The sequence below is a fragment of the Pseudomonas sp. JQ36 genome (assembly GCF_053851495.1).
Genome location: NZ_CM132642.1, coordinates 2,798,958 through 2,818,255 on the forward strand (window position 1 = coordinate 2,798,958; position 19,298 = coordinate 2,818,255).

Annotated in this window: 15 protein-coding genes; 4 read left to right on the forward strand and 11 right to left on the reverse strand. The window is 59.2% G+C overall.

The genetic code is table 11. The features are described from left to right. Window positions 1–8: 8 nt before the first annotated feature. Window positions 9–2,699: a DEAD/DEAH box helicase gene (locus ACS4NR_RS12500; RefSeq protein WP_456020265.1), complete on the forward strand. Its 2,691-nt coding sequence runs from the start codon at window positions 9–11 to the stop codon at window positions 2,697–2,699. A 124-nt stretch (window positions 2,700–2,823) separates the two neighbouring features. Here ACS4NR_RS12500 and ACS4NR_RS12505 read toward each other — a convergent pair whose 3' ends face one another. From ACS4NR_RS12505 to ACS4NR_RS12520, 4 genes are all read right to left on the reverse strand, one after another. Further along, a complete protein-coding gene (locus ACS4NR_RS12505) occupies window positions 2,824–6,117 on the reverse strand; it encodes a DEAD/DEAH box helicase (protein WP_456020266.1) in 3,294 nt (1,097 codons plus the stop codon). Between the two features lie 9 nt (window positions 6,118–6,126). After that, window positions 6,127–6,864: an S-methyl-5'-thioinosine phosphorylase gene (locus tag ACS4NR_RS12510; RefSeq protein ID WP_456020267.1), complete on the reverse strand. Its 738-nt coding sequence runs from the start codon at window positions 6,862–6,864 to the stop codon at window positions 6,127–6,129. An 11-nt stretch (window positions 6,865–6,875) separates the two neighbouring features. Next, window positions 6,876–7,886, reverse strand: a complete 1,011-nt coding sequence (gene nagZ / locus ACS4NR_RS12515; protein WP_456020268.1) for a beta-N-acetylhexosaminidase — start codon at window positions 7,884–7,886, stop codon at window positions 6,876–6,878. Window positions 7,887–8,044: 158 nt separating this feature from the next. Continuing rightward, entirely contained in the window at window positions 8,045–8,752 is a 708-nt protein-coding gene (locus ACS4NR_RS12520) for a TetR/AcrR family transcriptional regulator (protein ID WP_007961819.1), read from the reverse strand. A gap of 230 nt (window positions 8,753–8,982) precedes the next feature. On the opposite strand from ACS4NR_RS12520, the gene lexA reads away from it, so the two are divergent. Together lexA and sulA are read left to right on the forward strand one after the other, a co-directional pair. After that, window positions 8,983–9,591 carry a transcriptional repressor LexA gene (gene lexA / locus ACS4NR_RS12525; RefSeq protein WP_003226590.1) on the forward strand — a complete coding sequence of 203 codons (609 nt, stop codon included), beginning with the start codon at window positions 8,983–8,985 and terminating at the stop codon, window positions 9,589–9,591. Window positions 9,592–9,601: 10 nt separating this feature from the next. Continuing rightward, entirely contained in the window at window positions 9,602–10,075 is a 474-nt protein-coding gene (sulA, locus tag ACS4NR_RS12530; RefSeq protein WP_095140033.1) for an SOS-induced cell division inhibitor SulA, read from the forward strand. A gap of 94 nt (window positions 10,076–10,169) precedes the next feature. On the opposite strand, the gene ACS4NR_RS12535 is transcribed toward sulA, so the two are convergent. The 7 genes from ACS4NR_RS12535 to ACS4NR_RS12565 all read right to left on the reverse strand — a co-directional run bounded on the left by ACS4NR_RS12535 (window position 10,170) and on the right by ACS4NR_RS12565 (window position 18,579). Then, window positions 10,170–10,403 carry a hypothetical protein gene (locus tag ACS4NR_RS12535; protein WP_003226592.1) on the reverse strand — a complete coding sequence of 78 codons (234 nt, stop codon included), beginning with the start codon at window positions 10,401–10,403 and terminating at the stop codon, window positions 10,170–10,172. Window positions 10,404–10,509: 106 nt separating this feature from the next. Then, entirely contained in the window at window positions 10,510–11,034 is a 525-nt protein-coding gene (locus ACS4NR_RS12540) for a DUF6586 family protein (protein WP_456020269.1), read from the reverse strand. Between the two features lie 144 nt (window positions 11,035–11,178). Next, window positions 11,179–13,809, reverse strand: a complete 2,631-nt coding sequence (gene topA / locus ACS4NR_RS12545) for a type I DNA topoisomerase (protein ID WP_095140031.1) — start codon at window positions 13,807–13,809, stop codon at window positions 11,179–11,181. Between the two features lie 114 nt (window positions 13,810–13,923). After that, on the reverse strand, window positions 13,924–14,160 hold the full coding sequence (locus ACS4NR_RS12550; protein ID WP_095140030.1) for a DUF1653 domain-containing protein: 237 nt from the start codon (window positions 14,158–14,160) through the stop codon (window positions 13,924–13,926). A 99-nt stretch (window positions 14,161–14,259) separates the two neighbouring features. Then, on the reverse strand, window positions 14,260–15,435 hold the full coding sequence (fadA, locus tag ACS4NR_RS12555; RefSeq protein WP_166497691.1) for an acetyl-CoA C-acyltransferase FadA: 1,176 nt from the start codon (window positions 15,433–15,435) through the stop codon (window positions 14,260–14,262). Window positions 15,436–15,464: 29 nt separating this feature from the next. Further along, on the reverse strand, window positions 15,465–17,612 hold the full coding sequence (fadB, locus tag ACS4NR_RS12560) for a fatty acid oxidation complex subunit alpha FadB (RefSeq protein ID WP_024013640.1): 2,148 nt from the start codon (window positions 17,610–17,612) through the stop codon (window positions 15,465–15,467). Between the two features lie 529 nt (window positions 17,613–18,141). Beyond that, the gene (locus ACS4NR_RS12565) at window positions 18,142–18,579 is read right to left on the reverse strand and encodes a hypothetical protein (protein WP_027611444.1); all 438 of its coding nucleotides are present in this window, start codon (window positions 18,577–18,579) and stop codon (window positions 18,142–18,144) included. A gap of 103 nt (window positions 18,580–18,682) precedes the next feature. Between ACS4NR_RS12565 and ACS4NR_RS12570 the strand changes: the two genes are divergently transcribed. Further along, a complete protein-coding gene (locus ACS4NR_RS12570) occupies window positions 18,683–19,120 on the forward strand; it encodes a universal stress protein (RefSeq protein WP_095140028.1) in 438 nt (145 codons plus the stop codon). Window positions 19,121–19,298 lie beyond the last annotated feature (178 nt).

The following is a 19,298-nucleotide window of genomic DNA, read 5'->3' on the forward strand; positions in this document are numbered from 1 at the left end:
AAGTCCTTATGCCCCCGCCCCTGAGTAAACCGTTGGCACCCTCCTGGGTCAGCCGATTCAAGGAACAGAGCCTGGAGCGTGGCCGCCGCTACGCCCTTGAGAACCGGGTACGCATCGCGCAGGTCGGCGATGCGACCATCACCGCCAGTTGCGAAGGCTCTGGCGGTAACGTCTACCGTCAGACCATTCACCTGCGCGAGTCAGCCAAAGACACCCTGCTGCTGGTTGACGCCACCTGTACCTGCCCGGTGCGCAACAACTGCAAGCACTGCGCTGCGGTGCTGCTGCAAGTGCAGGAAACCCTCGAATACCCTGCCGCCGCCAAAGACGCCGAACTGCTGGAAAAGCTCCAGGCCGTATTGGAGAACCGTAGCCCCAAAGCGCCACCGCAAGTGCTGGTGGACAACGTGCAACCGCTGCCGCGCCTGTGGCTGGCCAGCGTCGAGTTCAGCGCGTTCGAACCGCGCAACGGCAAGATGCAGCGCTACATCCAGCATCGGGCGGCGTTGTCGTTCAGCTATCTGGATGAGTACGTCAGCGGGCAGAAAAACAGCGACATTCTGATTCGTCAGGAAACCCAGACCCTGCGGATAAAACGCCACCCTGAAGTCGAACAGTCCTACCGTGAACAGTTAAGAATCCTCGGCTTTCGCATCGCCACGCGCCAGAGCAAAGCGCTGCCCGAAAGCGCCGGTGAGCTGTATGAAATGGTCAACGACAGCGCCTGGCTGACGTTCACCCTCAACGAGTTGCCGAAGCTGCGCACCCAAGGTTGGGAATTGCAGATCGACGAGGAGTTCGGTTTCGACCTGACCGCCGTCGACGACTGGTACGCCACCGTCGAACAGGCGCCGGAGCGCGACTGGTTCGATCTGGAATTGGGGATCATCGTCAATGGCGAACGCCTGAGCCTGCTGCCGATCCTGCTCAACCTGATGCGCTCGCACGCGGAAATCCTCAACCCGGAACGCCTGGCGCGGCGACGCGATGACGAGCTGATTCTGGTCAATATTGCGCAACGCAACAGTGAGCACGGGCCACTGCAAGTGGCGCTGCCCCTGGGCCGACTGAAACCGGTACTGGCGACGCTGGGCGAGTTCTACTTGCAGGAGCCGGGCGAAACCACCCTGCGCCTGAGCAAGGCCGACGCCACGCGGCTCAATTCGCTGGAAGGCCTTCCCCTGTTGTGGGAAGGCGGCGAACAGATTCGCAGCTTCGCCCAACGCCTGCGCGACATTCGCGACTTCAGCGCCAAAGCGCCGAAGGGCTTGAACGCGACGTTGCGTCCCTATCAGCTCGAAGGCTTGAGCTGGATGCAGTCCCTGCGTCAGCTTGAGGTCGGCGGGATTCTGGCGGACGACATGGGTCTGGGTAAAACCCTACAGACCCTGGCGCATATTCTCAGTGAGAAAAACGCCGGGCGCCTGGATCGACCGTGCATGGTGGTGATGCCCACCAGCCTGATCCCGAACTGGCTCGATGAGGCCGCGCACTTCACGCCGCAACTGAAAGTGGTCGCGCTGTACGGAGCCGGCCGTAAAAAGCATTTCGAGCATCTGGCCGACTTCGACCTGATCCTGACCACCTATGCACTGCTGCCCAAGGACGTCGAACGGCTGGCACAACAGCCGCTGCACGTTCTGGTGCTCGACGAAGCGCAGTACATCAAAAACCCCAACAGCAAGGCCGCGCAGGCCGCTCGCGAACTCAACGCGCGTCAGCGCCTGTGCCTGAGTGGCACACCGCTGGAAAACCACCTGGGTGAATTGTGGTCGCTGTTCCACTTTCTACTGCCGGGCTGGCTGGGCGACGTGAAAAGCTTCAATGCCGACTACCGCGTGCCGATCGAAAAACGCGCCAGCGAAGTCAGACTGCAGCACCTCAACGGCCGGATAAAACCGTTTCTGCTGCGCCGCACCAAGGAACAGGTGGCTACCGAACTGCCGCCCAAAACCGAGATCATCCACTGGGTCGATCTCAACGAAGCTCAGCGCGACGTGTACGAAACCATGCGTCTGGCGATGGACAAGAAAGTCCGCGACGAGATCACTCGCAAGGGCGTGGCGCGCAGCCAGATCATCATTCTTGAAGCCCTGCTCAAACTGCGTCAGGTCTGCTGCGATCTGCGCCTGGTCAACGACGCCACCCTGCCCGCCCGCGGCAGCACCTCGGGCAAGCTCGACAGCCTGATGGAAATGCTCGAAGAGCTGTTTGAGGAAGGTCGGCGGATTCTGTTGTTCTCGCAGTTCACCTCGATGCTGACGCTGATTGAGGAGGAACTGAAAAAACGCAACGTCGCCTACGCCTTGTTGACTGGCCAGACCCGCGATCGGCGCACGCCGGTGAAGGAGTTCCAGAGCGGCAAGCGTCAGATCTTTCTGATCAGCCTGAAGGCCGGCGGCGTCGGCTTGAACCTGACCGAAGCGGACACAGTGATTCATTACGATCCGTGGTGGAACCCGGCCACCGAGAACCAGGCGACCGATCGCGCCTATCGAATCGGCCAGGAGAAACCGGTGTTCGTCTACAAGATGATTGCCCGGGGCACGGTGGAAGAGAAGATTCAGCACCTGCAGAAGGAAAAATCCGACTTGGCGGCAGGCGTGCTGGATGGGCGCAAGGCCGGGGACTGGAAACTGCAGAGCGATGATATTGAAGCGCTGTTTGCGCCGTTACCGGACAAGTTCGACAAGCGTTGAGATTTGCAATTTTTTGCTAGATCGCTTTCGCGAGCAAGCCCGCTCCCACAGTTGGATCGCATTTCCCCTTGTGTGCGAGCCTGCTCGCGAACGGATCACCTCGGTTGAAGGTTCAAACTGAAGCTTACTGCCTGGAAGCGGGTAACGGCGCAAACAGCGCTTCGATATCACTCTGTTCCAGTTTGAATCCACCCGTCGTACCACCTTCAAGCACCGCCCCGGCCAACGCTGCTTTCTCCTGCTGCAACGCCTGGATTTTCTCCTCTACTGTGCCGCGAGCGATCAGCTTGTAAACGAACACCGGATTGTTTTGCCCGATTCGATACGCACGATCGGTGGCCTGATTCTCCACCGCCGGGTTCCACCAAGGGTCGAAGTGAATCACCGTGTCAGCAGCGGTCAGGTTCAAACCGGTACCACCCGCTTTGAGACTGATGAGAAACAGCGGCACCTTGCCGCCCTGAAAATCCTTCACCGGTGTTCGACGATCCGTGGTGTCACCGGTCAGCAGCGAAAAGGCAATGTCACGTTGCTGCAGTTCTTCCTCAATCAAGGCGAGCATTGAGGTGAACTGCGAGAACAGCAGGATCCTGCGACCTTCGCCGAGCAGCTCTTCGAGCATCTCCATCAAACTGAGCAGCTTGCCACTGCCGGAGCGCAGTGCCTTCGCCGTCAGCGGCATCTTGATCAGGCGCAAGTCGCAACAGACCTGACGCAGCTTGAGCAAGGCATCCAGAATGATGATCTGACTGCGCGCCACACCACTGCGGGCAATTTCGTCGCGCACTTTCTTGTCCATCGCCACGCGAACGGTTTCATAGACATCGCGCTGGCCGTCACTGAGATCAACCCAATGGATGATTTCGGTTTTCGGCGGCAGTTCGGTGGCCACCTGATCCTTTTTGCGGCGCAGTAAAAACGGCTTGATGCGCGCTGTCAGGTGCTGCATACGCTGAACATTGCCGTGCTTCTCGATTGGCGTGCGGTAATCGCGATTGAAGGACTTGCTGTCGCCGAGCCAACCGGGCATGAGGAAATGAAACTGCGACCAAAGCTCGCCCAAGTGGTTTTCCAATGGCGTGCCGCTCAGGCACAAGCGCTGGCGGGCCTGCAAATCGCGTGCGGCCTGCGCGGCTTTGCTGAGCGGGTTCTTGATGTTCTGCGCTTCGTCGAGAATCAGCACGCTCCACAACTGCGGCTGTAGAACCTCGAGATCCCTCGGCAGCAAAGCGTAAGTGGTCAGTACCAGATCGTATCCAGCCAGATCAGCGAAATCCTTTTGCCGCCCCGAGCCGTGCAGCGCCAATACTTTCAACTGGGGGGTGAAACGCTCGGCCTCGTCGAGCCAGTTGGGAATCAGGCTGGTCGGCATCACCGCCAGTGCCGGGCAATCGAGGCGTCCGGCGTGTTTTTCCGTGAGCAGATGCGCCAAGGTTTGCAGCGTTTTGCCCAGCCCCATGTCATCGCCCAGAATGCCGCCTACTTCAAGCTCGCGCAGGGTTTGCATCCAGTTCAGACCTTCGAGCTGATACGGGCGCAGTTGCGCGTTAAGGCCGGCCGGCGCAGCAACGTGGGTGTGACTGGCATCCTGCAGGCGCTTGGCAAAGGTGCGCAGCCGCTCGCCACCCTGCCAATCCAGCGGTACGCCATCAAGCATACTCAAGCGCGCGGCGTCCGGGACACTCAAGCGCAGTGCATCGCCCTGATGACCGCCCAGGTACAACTCGCCCAGCGTGGCCATCAGCGGTTTGATCCGACTCAGCGGCAGCGCGACCTTGGCGCCCGATGGGTCGCCAAAACCGCTGGGCTTCAGTTCGATCAGGAGTTTTTCGTCATCGCTGCGTTGTGCAAGATTGACCGGGTCAAGCAAGCGCGGCTGGGTGCGCAACAAGTGCAGAAGGATCGGTAGCAAACTGTAGCGCTGGCCATTGACGACGATACCCAACTGCAAATCAAACCACTGATGCCCAGCCTCTTCCTCGACCTCCGCGTACCAATGCTCGACTGGCTGCACATTGAAATGAAAGCCGGGACTCATCTCGACTTCCCAGTTCGAGGCGCGCAACGTGGCAAGCCCTTCGTGCATAAACCCGAGCCAGGCGGAATCATCCGGCAACGTGAACATTTCGCCGGGACGATCCAGCGAGCTCTTGCGCGTGGTTTTCTTGAAGCCGAACTTTTGCAGGATCTGACGCAGTTTCTTTTCCACCGCAGGCTGGCGTTGAATGCGCTGGGTTTCGGTGCCGTTGAGGATCATTACTTCCGGGTTGCGATCCACCGTCGGCTGGCCGTTGTAGGTAAACACCAGGGCGGCGCGGTGCTCAAGAACGTATTCCCAGCGCGAGCGCTCCCGACCGCTGACGAGGGTGAGTTGCGGCTGCGGTAGTACGTCGTCGATGATTCGTTCGGTCAGTTGGTGTGGCGGCGGGATTCTCGTTGCGGCGCTCATGCGATGACTGAACTGCATGGCCTGACGCGCCGGAATGTCCGGCGCCAGAGTCAAATGACTGGCCAGTTTTTCATCCAGTTCATTGAACAGAGGGCCAATCTGCCGCTGTTCACGATCCAGGTAATAAAGCGGCTCCAGCGCCAGCACGGTTTCCTGCGCAGCCTCGGCACTGCTCCACTGCGCGCGGAACCCGCCGTCGGCCTGCTCGGCCCAGGCGAACTGGCCGATGCGTTTCGCGCCAGACATCAACGGTTGCAGATCCTCGAAATCGAGGAACAGCCGCGAGGTGCGCAGGAGCATTTCCAGCAGTTCGGCGCCGCTGCAGCCTTCCAGCGGATAGCCGCTGTAATAGGCGTGATGGGAGTGCATGGCAACCAGCAGCCTGGCGACGCGCAGATCCAGCTCGGACAGGTAGCCGGGCTGACGCATGAGCATTTCCGCCAGCGAATACATCGGTTTGACTTCGCGCAACTCGCCGCTCTTGAGCTGGGAGACCTTGAAAATATCGAGCAGCCACTTGCCGCTCACTGACGTCGGCTTGAGCTTGTAAAACAGGCGCGTGCCTGCAGTTTGCGCGCCTTCTTCGATGGGCTTGGCCGGCACGGGAATGGTCGAAAGCCAATGTTCCAGCGCCCGCCCCAACTGGGTCTGTGCGTTACTTTCGGACGCTTCATGATCACTGCCCTGCAGGTGATAGAGCACCGCAGCGCAGTGTTTGCAGTCGATTGAGACAGGACAGGTGCACAGGCAACGCAAGTTGACGGAACCCAGCCGATCTTCGGACAGGTAAATGGTTTGTTCATACGCCTGATCTTCCGAACCGACGCAGAACGCCTCGATCTTTCTGTCATCGATCTCGATGATCTCTACCCGATCATCGGCGGCATAAGCCCGAGCCTTGGCCAGCGCGTTGCTAGTGAATGCCCGGGCCCAGGCCAACGACTTAAGCTGTTCGATGATAATGCTCATGGGCAGTCCTTAGCCGGCCAACACCCGCGCCAACGCCGACTTAACCTTGCCCATGCCGTCATGCAAGGCCTGCTCGATCTCGGCCATGGTGATTACTTCGGTGGTTTTTCCCGCTGCCGGGTTAACCACCAGCGCCAGACAGGCGTAATCCAGATCCAGCTCGCGGGCCAGTGCAGCTTCCGGCATGCCGGTCATGCCGACGATGTCACAGCCATCGCGCTCCAGACGCACGATCTCCGCCACGGTTTCCAGACGCGGGCCCTGAGTGCAGGCATACACGCCTTGATCGCTGTATTCACAGCCTTCGGCCGCCAGTGCGGCGATCAGTTGCTGACGCAGCGGCTCGCTGTAAGGGAAACTGAAATCGATGTGGGTGACGTGCTCCAGATCATCGGCGAAAAACGTGTGTTCGCGACCGCTGGTGTAATCGACGATCTGGTGCGGCACGCAGAAATGCCCGGTGCCCATGGCCGAATGAATCCCGCCCACCGCGTTGACCGCAATGATCGCCTCGGCGCCGGCCTGCTTCAGCGCCCACAGGTTGGCGCGGTAGTTGACCTTGTGCGGCGGGAAACGGTGCGGATGGCCGTGACGGGCGAGGAACAGCACTTCCTGGCCGGCGTATTCGCCGATCTGCACGTCGGCCGATGGCGCGCCGTAGGGCGTGTCCACAGCCAGCGACTGGCGAATGGTCAAGCCGTCGAGTTGTGTCAGGCCGGTGCCACCGATGATTGCGTAAACCGTCATAGCAAAAATCCTTAATCGATCAGTTGAGCGTCTTTGAGCGCGCCGATGGCGGTGAGCCAGCGTGGATCCTGGCGGTAGTCGGTGCTGGCGAACGACTGCCCGCGCATCCGCGCGATGCGCGCGGATGGCTTGACCTTCATCCGTTGCGCAGCGCTCAAGGCCAGTTCGGCTGCCGCGCGGTCGTTGCACACCAGGCCCATGTCGCAGCCGGCAGTCAACGCGGCTTCGATACGGCTGGCTGCATCGCCGACCACATGGGCGCCGGCCATCGACAGATCGTCGCTGAAGATCACGCCATCGAACTGCAACTCGCCGCGTAAAATGTCCTGCAACCAGCGGCGGGAGAACCCGGCCGGCTGCGAATCGACTTGCGGATAGATAACGTGGGCGGGCATCACAGCGGCCAGTTGTTTGCTGAGCCTGGCGAACGGTACGAGGTCGTTGGCGCGGATCTCGTCGAGGCTGCGCTCGTCATTCGGAATCGCGACGTGGGAGTCCGCCTCCGCCCAGCCATGACCTGGGAAATGTTTGCCGGTCGCAGCCATACCCGCGCTGTTCATGCCGCGAATGAAGGCGCCGGTGAGCAACGCGGCGCGCTCGGGATCGCCTTCGAAAGAACGGGTGCCGACTACGGCGCTGCGCTGGTAATCCAGATCCAGCACCGGGGCGAAACTCAGGTCGAGGCCGACCGCCAGCACTTCGGTGGCCATGATCCAGCCGCACTGCTCGGCGAGGTATTCAGCGTTGGGGTTGTCGGCGATGGCACGCATGGCCGGCAGGCGCACAAAGCCCTGACGCAGGCGCTGCACGCGACCGCCCTCCTGATCGACTGCCAGCAGCAGATCCGGGCGAATCGCTCGAATCGCTGCGCTGAGCTCACGCACCTGGCGCGGGTGCTCGATGTTACGCGCGAAAATGATCAGGCCGCCCACTTCGGGCTGACGCAACAGTTGGCGATCTTCGGCCGTCAGCCAGGTACCGGCGACGTCCACCATCAACGAGCCTTGCAGGCCAGCAGTCATAGAGATTCCTTGAAAACGAAAAACCCGATCCGCGAGAAATCGCTACCGTGAGCAATGCTCGGCAGGTTGGCAATTTCCATGGATTTCGGGTTCAGAACGAGAGTCGGCATGGGCGGCTAGCTTAGCGGATACAAGCAGCCGCGCCCACCCGTGCGCGGTTAAACCTTGGCGGCCACCGGGGTCGATTTGCTGCGCGGGCGAAGTTGCGCAGTCGCCATCGCCGGGTCGGTGACACCGGTTTCGGCACGCATGCCGGCGGCGAGGAACGGCACCATCAGGCGCATCACCTGTTCGATCGAGGTGTTGACGCCGAAATCCGTCTCGGCAATCGCGCGCAAGGCCTTGATCCCGGACATGCTGAACGCCGCAGCGCCGAGCATGAAGTGCACACGCCAGAACAGCTCGATGGGAGGAATGCGCGGCGCGGCTTCGTTGACCAACAGCATGTAGCGGCGGAACACCTTGCCGTACATGTCTTCCAGATAACGACGCAAGTGCCCCTGACTCTGGCTGAACGCCAGACCGAGCAAGCGCATGAAGATCGACAGGTCGTTACCGCTGCGTGGCTGTACCACCAGCGCCTGTTCAACGAGGATTTCAAGCAGTTCTTCAAGCGTCGGCTTGTTTTCCGGCTTGGCCTGACGACGCTCCAGCTCTTTATCGAGACTGATGCAGAACGGCCCGAGGAAGCGCGAGAAAACCGCCTGAATCAGGGCTTTCTTGGAGCCGAAATGATAGTTCACTGCCGCCAGATTTACCCCGGCCTTGCTGGTGATCAAACGCAATGAGGTTTCAGCGAAACCTTTCTCCGCGAACAACTGCTCGGCAGCATCAAGAATGCGTTCAACGGTTTCCGACTGGGCCATGGCTACTCCGCCTGACAAACACTTGTTTGAAACATACGTTTCAGCCTGTGCCTTGTCAAGCCTGCCAGTCCGTTTTGGGAATGGTCGGTCAGCTATTTAACCACACTCGCCCGGCGCATTAATAAGCACGGCAACCGACCGTCCGGCGGGCTGCAAAAAAAACGGGCATTGCCAAGACGGTTTCACTGTATATAATCCCAGTCACTGTATAAAAAGACAGAGCGATCAATATGCTAAAGCTGACGCCACGCCAAGCCGAGATTCTGGCCTTTATCAAACGCTGCCTCGAAGACAACGGCTACCCGCCAACCCGCGCGGAAATCGCTCAGGAACTGGGTTTCAAGTCGCCCAACGCGGCGGAGGAACACCTCAAGGCCCTCGCCCGCAAAGGTGCAATCGAAATGACTCCGGGCGCCTCCCGGGGTATTCGCATCCCGGGCTTCGAAGCCAAGGCTGACGACTCTACCCTGCCGATCATTGGCCGGGTCGCTGCCGGCGCACCGATCCTCGCCCAGCAGCACATCGAAGAGTCCTGCAACATCAATCCTGCGTTCTTTCACCCACGGGCCGATTACCTGTTGCGCGTACACGGCATGAGCATGAAGGACATCGGCATTTTCGACGGTGACCTGCTGGCGGTGCATACCACCCGCGAGGCCCGCAACGGCCAAGTGGTGGTAGCACGCATCGGCGATGAAGTGACGGTCAAACGCTTCAAGCGCGAAGGCAGCAAAGTCTGGCTGATTGCCGAAAACCCTGAGTTCGCCCCTATCGAAGTCGACCTGAAAGATCAGGAACTGGTGATCGAAGGCTTGAGTGTCGGCGTAATCCGCCGCTAAAGGAGGTTTTATGCAGTTCCCACACGCACCTCAGCAAACACAACTGCCTTTATTCGAAGCGTTTCTGGCACAACCGATGGCGCCGATCCTGAAGGATGTGGTCGAGCGCCCATGGATTGCCGAACCGGAAGTATTCAGTGAGCTGTCACTGCGCGGTGCGGCCGGGAACTGCCTGAACCTGCTCGCCCCGATTCTTCGCGAACTGAGCGAGGATCAGGATGCACGCTGGCTGACGCTGATCGCCCCTCCAGCCAGCCTGACCCAAACCTGGCTGCGAGAGGCCGGCCTGAACCGTGAACGCATTCTGCTGCTGCAACCACGTGGCGCGCAAAGCGCTCAGCAACTGGCCTGCGAAGCACTGCGCCTGGGTCGTAGCCACACGGTGGTAACCTGGCTCAATCCGCTGAACACAAGTTCACGGCAACAACTGATCAGCGCAGCCCGCACGGGCGACGCTCAGAGCCTGAACATTCGACTGGGTTGATTCACTTGTAACGCGCGCTGTGTGAAGCGCATGGCTTCTCCAGGGACAGAGAAGCCGACTTGATGCGGTAGCGGCAAGCGCCTACAGGCGGGGTTCAGTGAAGAACCCGCGGCCCTTCTTCCTTATCAAATTCGCCCTCGACCATACGACCGGCCATCTGAACGCCGACGCTCAACATCGCCTTGGCGATTTCCACGTGCTGGCCTTGCAGGAACGCCTTGGCATCCTCGGAGAAATCCAGCGTCACCAGAGAACCCTCGTCCTCAGCCCTGCGCAGCTCGATTCGGCCATCTGGTAACTCGACAATTTCTAGAAAGGACGTTGGCATATAGGTCTGTTCTCCACGAAAGGCAGGGATTATATAGACATCATTCAGGCTTCGCTCGGGATCTTGACCAGCAGCATGTTTCAGATTGCCACCGCGCCAATTGCCGTCAGCATTCGTTCAAGCCTTCGCGAAAGCGGATGGCCAGACCTTTGAGATTCTGCCGCCAGCTCTCCAGCTCTTCGCGACTTAACTCCTGTGGCGCCTCTTCTTCATCCAGATTAACCGCCTGAATCAATGGCTGCGTCACATCACCCTTGGGCTTGCGTGGTGCCCGTGGCGGCAGGAACAACGCCGAGTGCTCCGCCAACAATTTCGCCAGCCAGGTTTCAGGGTTGCCGGCCAGCTCCACCATCTCGGCCAGCTCAGGGATCGCAATCGATTCCAGGACTTCGCCAGTCAGTAACGCTTCGGCCCGCGACGCATTGGCCTGAGGCAGACGATAGAAACCAGCGATCTCATGGCACAGCCCCAACAGCGCGCCGTAGAGGTGAAACAACGCCGACTCACGTCCAGCCTGAATCAACGCCAACGAATTCATCGCCCGCCCCTCTTCGGCGCGAGCCAGAGCTTCAAGCGACAGACCGGCGAAATAGATCTTCTGATTGGTGCGGGTATAGAGTTCGTGCGCCATGCCGGCAGTCTCCACAGCGAAATAATTGCGTCACACAGACCCGACAGTGTCATGGATCAGCCGATCCCACCGCAAGCACAAAACAAAAAGGCCGCATGAAAACCCGAGGGGCATCATGCGGCCTTTTGTGGATCAGGCTAACGCTTACTCAGCCTTGGCTTTCGTGCGCTTGTCTTCAACAGTCCACTTGCCACCATCGTAGAACGCTTTCCAGCCGGTAGGCTTGCCGTCGACCTCGGTCTGCACGTATTGCTCCTTGGTCTTGCGGCTGTAGCGGATGACCGCTGGCAGACCATCAGGATCCTTCTGTGGCGCTTCGCAGAGGAAGTGGTACTTCGGATCGATCTCGTCCTTGTGCGGCAAAATCTCGATCACCAGCGGAGCACGGGTTTCACGGTTTTTCGGGAACTGGCTGGCCGCCAGGAACAGACCCGAAGCACCATCGCGCAAGATGTAGGTGTCGTTGACCTTTTCGCATTTCAGCTCAGGCATCTTCACCGGGTCCATCTTCGGCGGCGCCGCATCACCGCTCTTCAGCAGCTTGCGGGTGTTCTTGCAGGTCGGGTTGGTGCAACCGAAGAACTTGCCGAAACGACCGGTCTTGAGCTGCATCTCGCTACCGCACTTGTCGCATTCCAGGCTCGGACCTTCGTAGCCCTTGATGCGGTAGTTGCCCTCTTCGATTTCGTAGCCGGCGCAATCCGGGTTATTACCGCAGATGTGAAGCTTGCGCTTTTCATCGAGCAGGTAAGCATCCATCGCCGTGCTGCAGATCGGGCAGCGATGCTTGCCGCGCAGTACCAGCGATTCCGACTCACCCTCGTCGTCCGCTGCGATTTCGTCGCCCGGTACCAGGTTGACGGTGGCCTTGCAGCGCTCTTTCGGTGGCAGGCTGTAACCCGAGCAACCGAGGAACACGCCGGTCGATGCAGTACGGATCTGCATCGGACGGCCGCACGTAGTGCATGGAATATCAGTCATGACCGGCTGGTTGGCACGCATGCCGCTTTCCGGGTTCTCGGCTACTTCGAGCTTCTTCTTGAAGTCGCCATAGAACTCGTCCAGCACGTTTTTCCAGTCGCGCTCGCCCTGAGCCACATCATCGAGGTTCTCTTCCATGCCGGCGGTGAAGCCGTAGTCCATGAGGTTCGAGAAGCTCTCCGACAGACGCTCGGTGACGATGTCGCCCATCTTTTCCGAATAGAAACGACGGTTGTGCAAAGTCACATAACCGCGATCCTGAATGGTCGAAATGATCGCCGCATAGGTCGAAGGACGACCGATGCCGCGTTTTTCCATTTCTTTCACCAGACTGGCTTCCGAGTAACGGGCCGGTGGTTTGGTGAAGTGCTGCGACGGATCGAGCTTGATCAGCTTCATCGCGTCGCCCTGCGCCATGTCCGGCAGAACATCGTCGTCGCCAGGCTTGGTGATTTGCGGCAGAACGCGGGTGTAACCGTCGAACTTGAGGATGCGGCCCTTGGCACGCAGCTCGAAGTCGCCAGCGGCAACGCTGACGGTGGTCGACAGGTATTGCGCCGGCAGCATCTGGCAAGCGAGGAACTGGCGCCAGATCAGCTCGTAGAGGCGCTCCGCATCACGCTCCATGCCTGCAAGCTTGCTTGGCGTGGTGTTGGCATCGGAAGGACGAATCGCTTCGTGAGCCTCTTGTGCGCCTTCTTTGCTGCTGTAGACGTTCGGCGTTTCCGGCAGGTACTTCTTGCCGAACTCGTCTTCGATGTAAGTGCGCGCCATCGCCACGGCATCGGCCGAAAGGTTGGTCGAGTCGGTACGCATATAAGTGATGTAGCCGGCTTCGTACAGACGCTGGGCCATCATCATGGTTTTCTTCACGCCGAAGCCCAGGCGGTTGCTCGCGGCCTGTTGCAGGGTGGACGTGATGAACGGCGCCGACGGCTTGCTGCTGGTCGGCTTGTCTTCGCGCTTGACGATGCTGTAGCTGGAGGATTTGAGCTTCTCCAGCGCGGCCGTGGCCTGGGCTTCGTTCAGCGGTTTGAAGGCTTCACCCTTCTCGCGCGCCACTTCGAAACGTACGGTCGAGCCCTTGGCGGTGCCGAGGTCGGCGTGCACTTCCCAGTACTCTTCCGGGTTGAACGCACGGATCTCGCGCTCACGCTCGACCACCAGCTTCACCGCAACCGATTGCACGCGACCAGCCGACAGGCCACGGGCGATCTTGGCCCACAGCAACGGCGAGACCATGTAGCCCACAACGCGATCGAGGAAACGACGCGCCTGCTGGGCATTTACACGATCGATGTCCAGCTCGCCCGGCTCGGAGAAGGCTTCCTGAATCGCCTTCTTGGTGATTTCGTTGAACACCACGCGCTTGTAACGGCTGTCGTCACCACCAATGGCTTCGCGCAGGTGCCAGGCAATGGCTTCCCCCTCGCGATCCAAGTCGGTTGCGAGATAGATGGTGTCAGCATCCTTGGCGAGCCGGCGCAGCTCTTCGATGACCTTCTCTTTGCCCGGGAGGATCTCGTACTGGGCTTTCCAGCCATGCTCCGGATCGACACCCATGCGCGAGACCAATTGCTTGCGCGCTTTCTCTTTCGGCGTGAGCACCGGCCCTTCGCCCGCGGCAGCCTTGCCGCGCTTGGCGGCTGGCTCTTTGCTGGCGCTAGCCGAACCGCTGGTGGGCAGGTCTCGGATATGGCCGATACTCGACTTCACCACGTATTGGTTGCCCAGATACTTGTTGATGGTCTTGGCCTTAGCCGGGGATTCCACAATGACCAGCGATTTGCCCATGGATCAGAAAATTCCTGAATTCTAGAAGTGAAAGGCGGTTGGCGCCTGACGCGGCACCGCTATATATAGTGGCTACAAGGTGAGGTCAAGCACAGGGTTGCGTGCGCACTCGCCTCATGGCTTGGAAAAAAGGCTCGGTTCGGCTTGCACCAAAGCAAAGCGTGGCACCTGCTCGCCGTCAACCTCGACCGACTCGACGAACATGCTCAATGGGCGTACCCAAAAGCCGTAATCGTCATACAGGGCTTGGTAAAAGACCACTTCTTCTTCGGTCTCGGAATGCCGCGCAACACTGAATACGCGGTACCGCGGACCTTTGTAATGTTGGTAGAGCCCAGGTTGTATCGGCATGCTTCGGCCCTCACTCAAATTTTTTCAAAATAAATACAAAAATAAATCCGCAAAAACAAAAACCGGGGCACTTGGCCCCGGCTTCCATCGACGAGACGCTTAAACGCGTTCGAAGACGGTGGAGATGCCTTGGCCGAGACCAATGCACATAGTGGCCACCCCGAAGGTGCCGCTATTCTGCTTCATCACGTTCAGCAAAGTGCCGGAGATACGGGCACCGGAGCAACCGAACGGGTGACCCAGGGCGATCGCGCCGCCGTGCAGGTTAACCTTCTCGTTCATCTTGTCGAGTACTTTCAGATCTTTCAGCACTGGCAGGGCCTGTGCAGCGAAAGCTTCGTTGAGCTCGAAGAAGTCGATATCGTTGATGCCAAGACCCGCACGCTTCAGGGCTTTTTGTGTAGCCGGCACTGGACCATAGCCCATGATTGCCGGATCCACACCCGCCACTGCCATCGAACGGATCACGGCCATCGGCTGGATCCCCAGATCCTGCGCACGCTGCGCCGACATCACGATCATGCACGAAGCACCATCGGTGATCTGCGACGAAGTACCGGCAGTCACGGTGCCGCCCTTTGGATTGAAGGCAGGCTTGAGGGCCGCCAGGCTTTCCAGAGTGGTTTCCGGACGAATGGTTTCGTCGTAGTCGAACAGCTTCAGGAAGCCGTTTTCGTCGTAGCCCTGCATCGGGATGATTTCGTCTTTGAACTTGCCTTCCAGCGTCGCCTTATGGGCGAGCTGGTGGGAGCGCACGCCAAAGGCGTCCTGCTGTTCGCGAGTGATGCCGTGCATCTTGCCGAGCATTTCAGCGGTGAGGCCCATCATGCCCGAGGCTTTCGCCGCGTACAGCGACATGTGCGGGTTCGGATCGACACCGTGCATCATGCTCACGTGGCCCATATGCTCGACGCCGCCAACCACGAATACGTCACCGTTGCCGGTCATGATCGCTTGCGCTGCAGTGTGCAGGGCACTCATCGACGAGCCGCACAGACGGCTGACGGTCTGACCGGCCGAGGTGTGCGGAATCTGGGTCATCAGCGACGCCATGCGCGCGATGTTCCAGCCCTGCTCCAGGGTCTGGTTCACACAGCCCCAGATCACGTCCTCGACTTCAGCAGGATCGACCTTGGCGTTGCGTTCCAGCAGTTTGCTGATCAGGTGCGCCGACATGTCTTCGGCGCGGGTGTTGCGGTGCATGCCGCCCTTGGAGCGGCCCATCGGAGTACGACCGAAGTCGACAATCACGACGTCTCTAGGATTCAAGCTCATAAGTTCACTCTCACTCTAGTTGGGGGCGCTTAACCGAAGAAGCTCTGGCCGTTTTTGGCCATTTCGCGCAGCTTCGCGGTCGGGTGGTACAGCGCGCCCAAATCAGCGTACTGGTCAGCCAGGGCAACGAACTCGGCAACACCGATCGAATCGATGTAGCGCAGCGCACCGCCACGGAATGGAGGGAAACCGATACCGTAAACCAGACCCATGTCGGCTTCGGCCGCGGTTTCAACGATGCCGTCTTCCAGGCAACGCACGGTTTCCAGGCACAGCGGGATCATCATCCAGTTGATGATGTCTTCGTCGGTGACTTCGCGCTGCTCGTAAACGATCGGCTTGAGCACTTCCAGCACCGACGGATCGGCCACCTTCTTCTGCTTGCCTTTCTTGTCGGCCTCGTAGGCGTAGAAGCCCTTGCCGTTCTTCTGGCCCAGACGCTTGGCTTCGTAGAGCACGTCGATGGCCGAGCGACGGTCATCCTTCATGCGATCCGGGAAACCTTCAGCCATCACGTCACGACCGTGGTGACCGGTGTCGATGCCGACCACGTCCATCAGGTACGCCGGGCCCATCGGCCAGCCGAATTTTTCCATGACCTTGTCGATGCGGACGAAATCCACACCGGCGCTGACCAGTTTGGCGAAACCGCCGAAGTACGGGAACAGAACGCGGTTGACCAGGAAGCCCGGGCAGTCATTGACGACGATCGGGTTCTTGCCCATTTTCTTGGCGTAGGCAACGGTGGTGGCAATCGCCAGCTCGCTGGACTTCTCGCCACGGATCACTTCCACCAGCGGCATCATGTGCACCGGGTTGAAGAAGTGCATGCCGACGAAGTTTTCCGGACGCTTGAGGGCCTTGGCCAGCAGGCTGATGGAAATGGTCGAGGTGTTGGACGCGAGGATGGTGTCCTCTTTGACCTTGTCTTCGACTTCAGCCAGTACCGCTTGCTTGACCTTCGGGTTCTCGACCACGGCTTCAACAACCAGATCGACGTGACCGAAGTCGCCGTAGGACAGGGTCGGACGAATGCCGTTGAGCACTTCAGCCATTTTCGCGGCGGTCATGCGGCCTTTGTCAACGCGGCCAACCAGCAGTTTGGCGGCTTCGGCCAGACCCTGCTCGATACCGTGTTCGTTGATGTCCTTCATCAGGATCGGCGTGCCTTTGGAGGCCGACTGATAGGCGATACCGCCGCCCATGATGCCGGCGCCGAGCACGGCAGCCTGCTTCACGTCCTTGGCGATTTCGTCGTAAGCCTTGGCCTTTTTCTTCAGTTCCTGATCGTTCAGGAACAGACCGATCAAGCTCTGCGCGGCAGAGGTCTTGGCCAGTTTGACGAAACCTGCAGCTTCAACTTCCAGCGCCTTGTCGCGACCGAAGTTCGCGGCTTTCTGGATGGTCTTGATCGCTTCAACCGGCGCCGGGTAGTTCGGGCCAGCCTGCCCTGCCACGAAACCTTTGGCGGTTTCGAAAGCCATCATCTGTTCAATGGCGTTCAACTTGAGTTTTTCAAGTTTTGGCTGACGCTTGGCCTTGTAATCGAACTCGCCGGAGATGGCGCGCTTGATCAGTTCAAGGGCAGCTTCCTGGAGCTTCTCCGGAGCAACCACGGCGTCGACGGCGCTGACTTTCAGCGCGTCTTCAGGACGGTTTTCCTTGCCAGCGGCAATCCACTCGATGGCGTTATCGACGCCGATCAGACGTGGCAGACGCACGGTACCGCCGAAGCCTGGGTAGATGCCCAGTTTGACTTCCGGCAGACCGATCTTGGCTTTGGTCGACATGACGCGGTAGTCCGCCGCCAGGCACATTTCCAGACCGCCACCCAGGGCGATGCCGTTGATCGCGGCCACGGTCGGAACGTTGAGGTCTTCGAAATCGCTGAAGATCTTGTTGGCTTCGAGATTGCCAGCAACCAGCTCGGCATCCGGCAGCTTGAAGTTGTCGACAAATTCGGTGATGTCGGCGCCGACGATGAACACGTCCTTGCCACTGCTGACGATCACGCCCTTGATCGAAGCATCTGCCTTGATGGTGTCCACGGCCTGACGCAGTTCGTTCAGGGTAAGACGGTTGAACTTGTTGACGGACTCACCCTTGAGGTCGAATTTCAATTCGACGATGCCACTTTCAAGAGCTTTAACCGTGATGGCTTTACCTTCGTAAATCATCAACTGATCTCCACGATATGGAAGCTGAACAGTACACGTCGGACGCAGGTAAACGGCTCGGCAGGACGCTTTTTCGTCGATGCTGACGCCAATCCACCCGGCACACCCGCCAACGCGATAGTCGGGATTCTGTAGGAGCAGTCTGTAAGACAAACGCTCAATTCATACGCCCGTTTGATTTGGGTACGTCACCTTCACGGAATTTCCAACAATTGTCAATCGCCCAAAATACGGGTTGAAATGCGACTTTGTGGTCATTTCCGTTGCACACAGATCCGCAACACGCAGGTGCATGCAAAGCCATTCATAGAATCAATAGTTAGAAAAGTCGCCCTAATTCCTGACGAGCCCTGTTTAACAGGCTACGCTGGCGGGACTACAGGGAAAGTCGCTGCCCGTAAACAGCCGAGTCAGCGATAAAAAACAGTTACCGGCCTGCCTGGCCAACCCCGCCCGATGAATCATGTCGGGCTTTTTATTGCTCGTCTGCCGGACGCTCCCCACCCTTGCAGTGGGAAAAGTCCGCGGGTCAAGCCAGCGCTTTCAGAGTCGCGTCGATATCCTGCAAAACCGTGGCTTCGCCCTTCTCGCCCCAGTACAAGGCGATCATCTGCTTGTCGGCCTCGACCTTGAACACGTTGCCCGGCAACTTTTCGAAATGATCGAGCAGCAGGCGGTCCTCGCAGACCTCCTGCCACTGATTGACCCACACACCCGGCGATTTCTGCCAGTAGGTCCAGCAAGCGGGCTGGGTGCCACGCCGTGGTCGATGATATTGCGCACACGGACTGGGCGGCTCCTGAGACAGCCAGTGCGGCCACTCCTGAGGCGCCAGCTGCATGGCCAGCCCGATGCGGCGCGCCTCCATACGCAGAGCCATTCGGCCACTCTGCACGCGCGACGGGCGCAACCATGCCAGTGGACTCAAAACCACCAGCAGGATTGACACCACCAACCAGACCGTCATATCTCTACTCCCGACTTAAGGTGAGCGCATTGTGTCACTTTGGAACCAATGCGCTTGAAACCAGCCATACTTAACAATATCGAACCGTCACGAGGAGCACCTCATGCCCTACAACCATATCCTGGTCGCCGTAGACCTGACCGAAGAGTGCGACCCTGTGATTCACCGCGCCCGCGAGCTGTCGAAGAGCAATGGCGCCAAGCTGTCGCTGGTGCATATCGTCGAACCGATGGCCATGGCGTTCGGCGGCGATGTGCCGATGGATCTGTCACAACTGCAACAGCAGCAGTTCGATCAGGCCAAGGAGCGTCTTGAGCGCCTGAAAGCCAAATATGCCGAGCTCGAAGGCGCCAATTGCCACCTGACCTATGGCCAGCCACGTCAGGAGATCCATCATTTCGCCAAGGAAAACACGTGCGATCTTATCGTGGTCGGCAGCCATGGCCGGCACGGTCTGGCACTGTTGCTGGGCTCTACGGCCAACGACGTGCTGCACGGCGCACCTTGCGATGTGCTGGCGGTGCACCTGATCAAACGCTGAAACACAAAAACCTGTGGGAGCGGGCTTACTCGCGAAGGCGGCGTTGAATTCAACATTAATGCTGCCTGACACATCGCTTCCGCGAGCAAGCCCGCCCCCACATTGAATTTTCACCGATACCCGTATATGAAAAGCCCGGCGCTCATCACTGAGCGTCGGGCTTTTTTGTTACCGGATC

Bases quoted from the DNA above. Each gene is read 5' to 3' on its own strand.
- ACS4NR_RS12565 (WP_027611444.1), bottom strand. From the start codon at position 18,579: ATGACGGTCTGGTTGGTGGTGTCAATCCTGCTGGTGGTTTTGAGTCCA.
- fadB (WP_024013640.1), bottom strand. From the start codon at position 17,612: ATGATTTACGAAGGTAAAGCCATCACGGTTAAAGCTCTTGAAAGTGGC.
- ACS4NR_RS12570 (WP_095140028.1), top strand. From the start codon at position 18,683: ATGCCCTACAACCATATCCTGGTCGCCGTAGACCTGACCGAAGAGTGC.
- ACS4NR_RS12500 (WP_456020265.1), top strand. From the start codon at position 9: ATGCCCCCGCCCCTGAGTAAACCGTTGGCACCCTCCTGGGTCAGCCGA.
- ACS4NR_RS12505 (WP_456020266.1), bottom strand. From the start codon at position 6,117: ATGAGCATTATCATCGAACAGCTTAAGTCGTTGGCCTGGGCCCGGGCA.
- ACS4NR_RS12510 (WP_456020267.1), bottom strand. From the start codon at position 6,864: ATGACGGTTTACGCAATCATCGGTGGCACCGGCCTGACACAACTCGAC.
- topA (WP_095140031.1), bottom strand. From the start codon at position 13,809: ATGGGCAAATCGCTGGTCATTGTGGAATCCCCGGCTAAGGCCAAGACC.
- ACS4NR_RS12550 (WP_095140030.1), bottom strand. From the start codon at position 14,160: ATGCCGATACAACCTGGGCTCTACCAACATTACAAAGGTCCGCGGTAC.
- fadA (WP_166497691.1), bottom strand. From the start codon at position 15,435: ATGAGCTTGAATCCTAGAGACGTCGTGATTGTCGACTTCGGTCGTACT.
- ACS4NR_RS12520 (WP_007961819.1), bottom strand. From the start codon at position 8,752: ATGGCCCAGTCGGAAACCGTTGAACGCATTCTTGATGCTGCCGAGCAG.
- ACS4NR_RS12535 (WP_003226592.1), bottom strand. From the start codon at position 10,403: ATGCCAACGTCCTTTCTAGAAATTGTCGAGTTACCAGATGGCCGAATC.
- sulA (WP_095140033.1), top strand. From the start codon at position 9,602: ATGCAGTTCCCACACGCACCTCAGCAAACACAACTGCCTTTATTCGAA.
- nagZ (WP_456020268.1), bottom strand. From the start codon at position 7,886: ATGACTGCTGGCCTGCAAGGCTCGTTGATGGTGGACGTCGCCGGTACC.
- ACS4NR_RS12540 (WP_456020269.1), bottom strand. From the start codon at position 11,034: ATGGCGCACGAACTCTATACCCGCACCAATCAGAAGATCTATTTCGCC.
- lexA (WP_003226590.1), top strand. From the start codon at position 8,983: ATGCTAAAGCTGACGCCACGCCAAGCCGAGATTCTGGCCTTTATCAAA.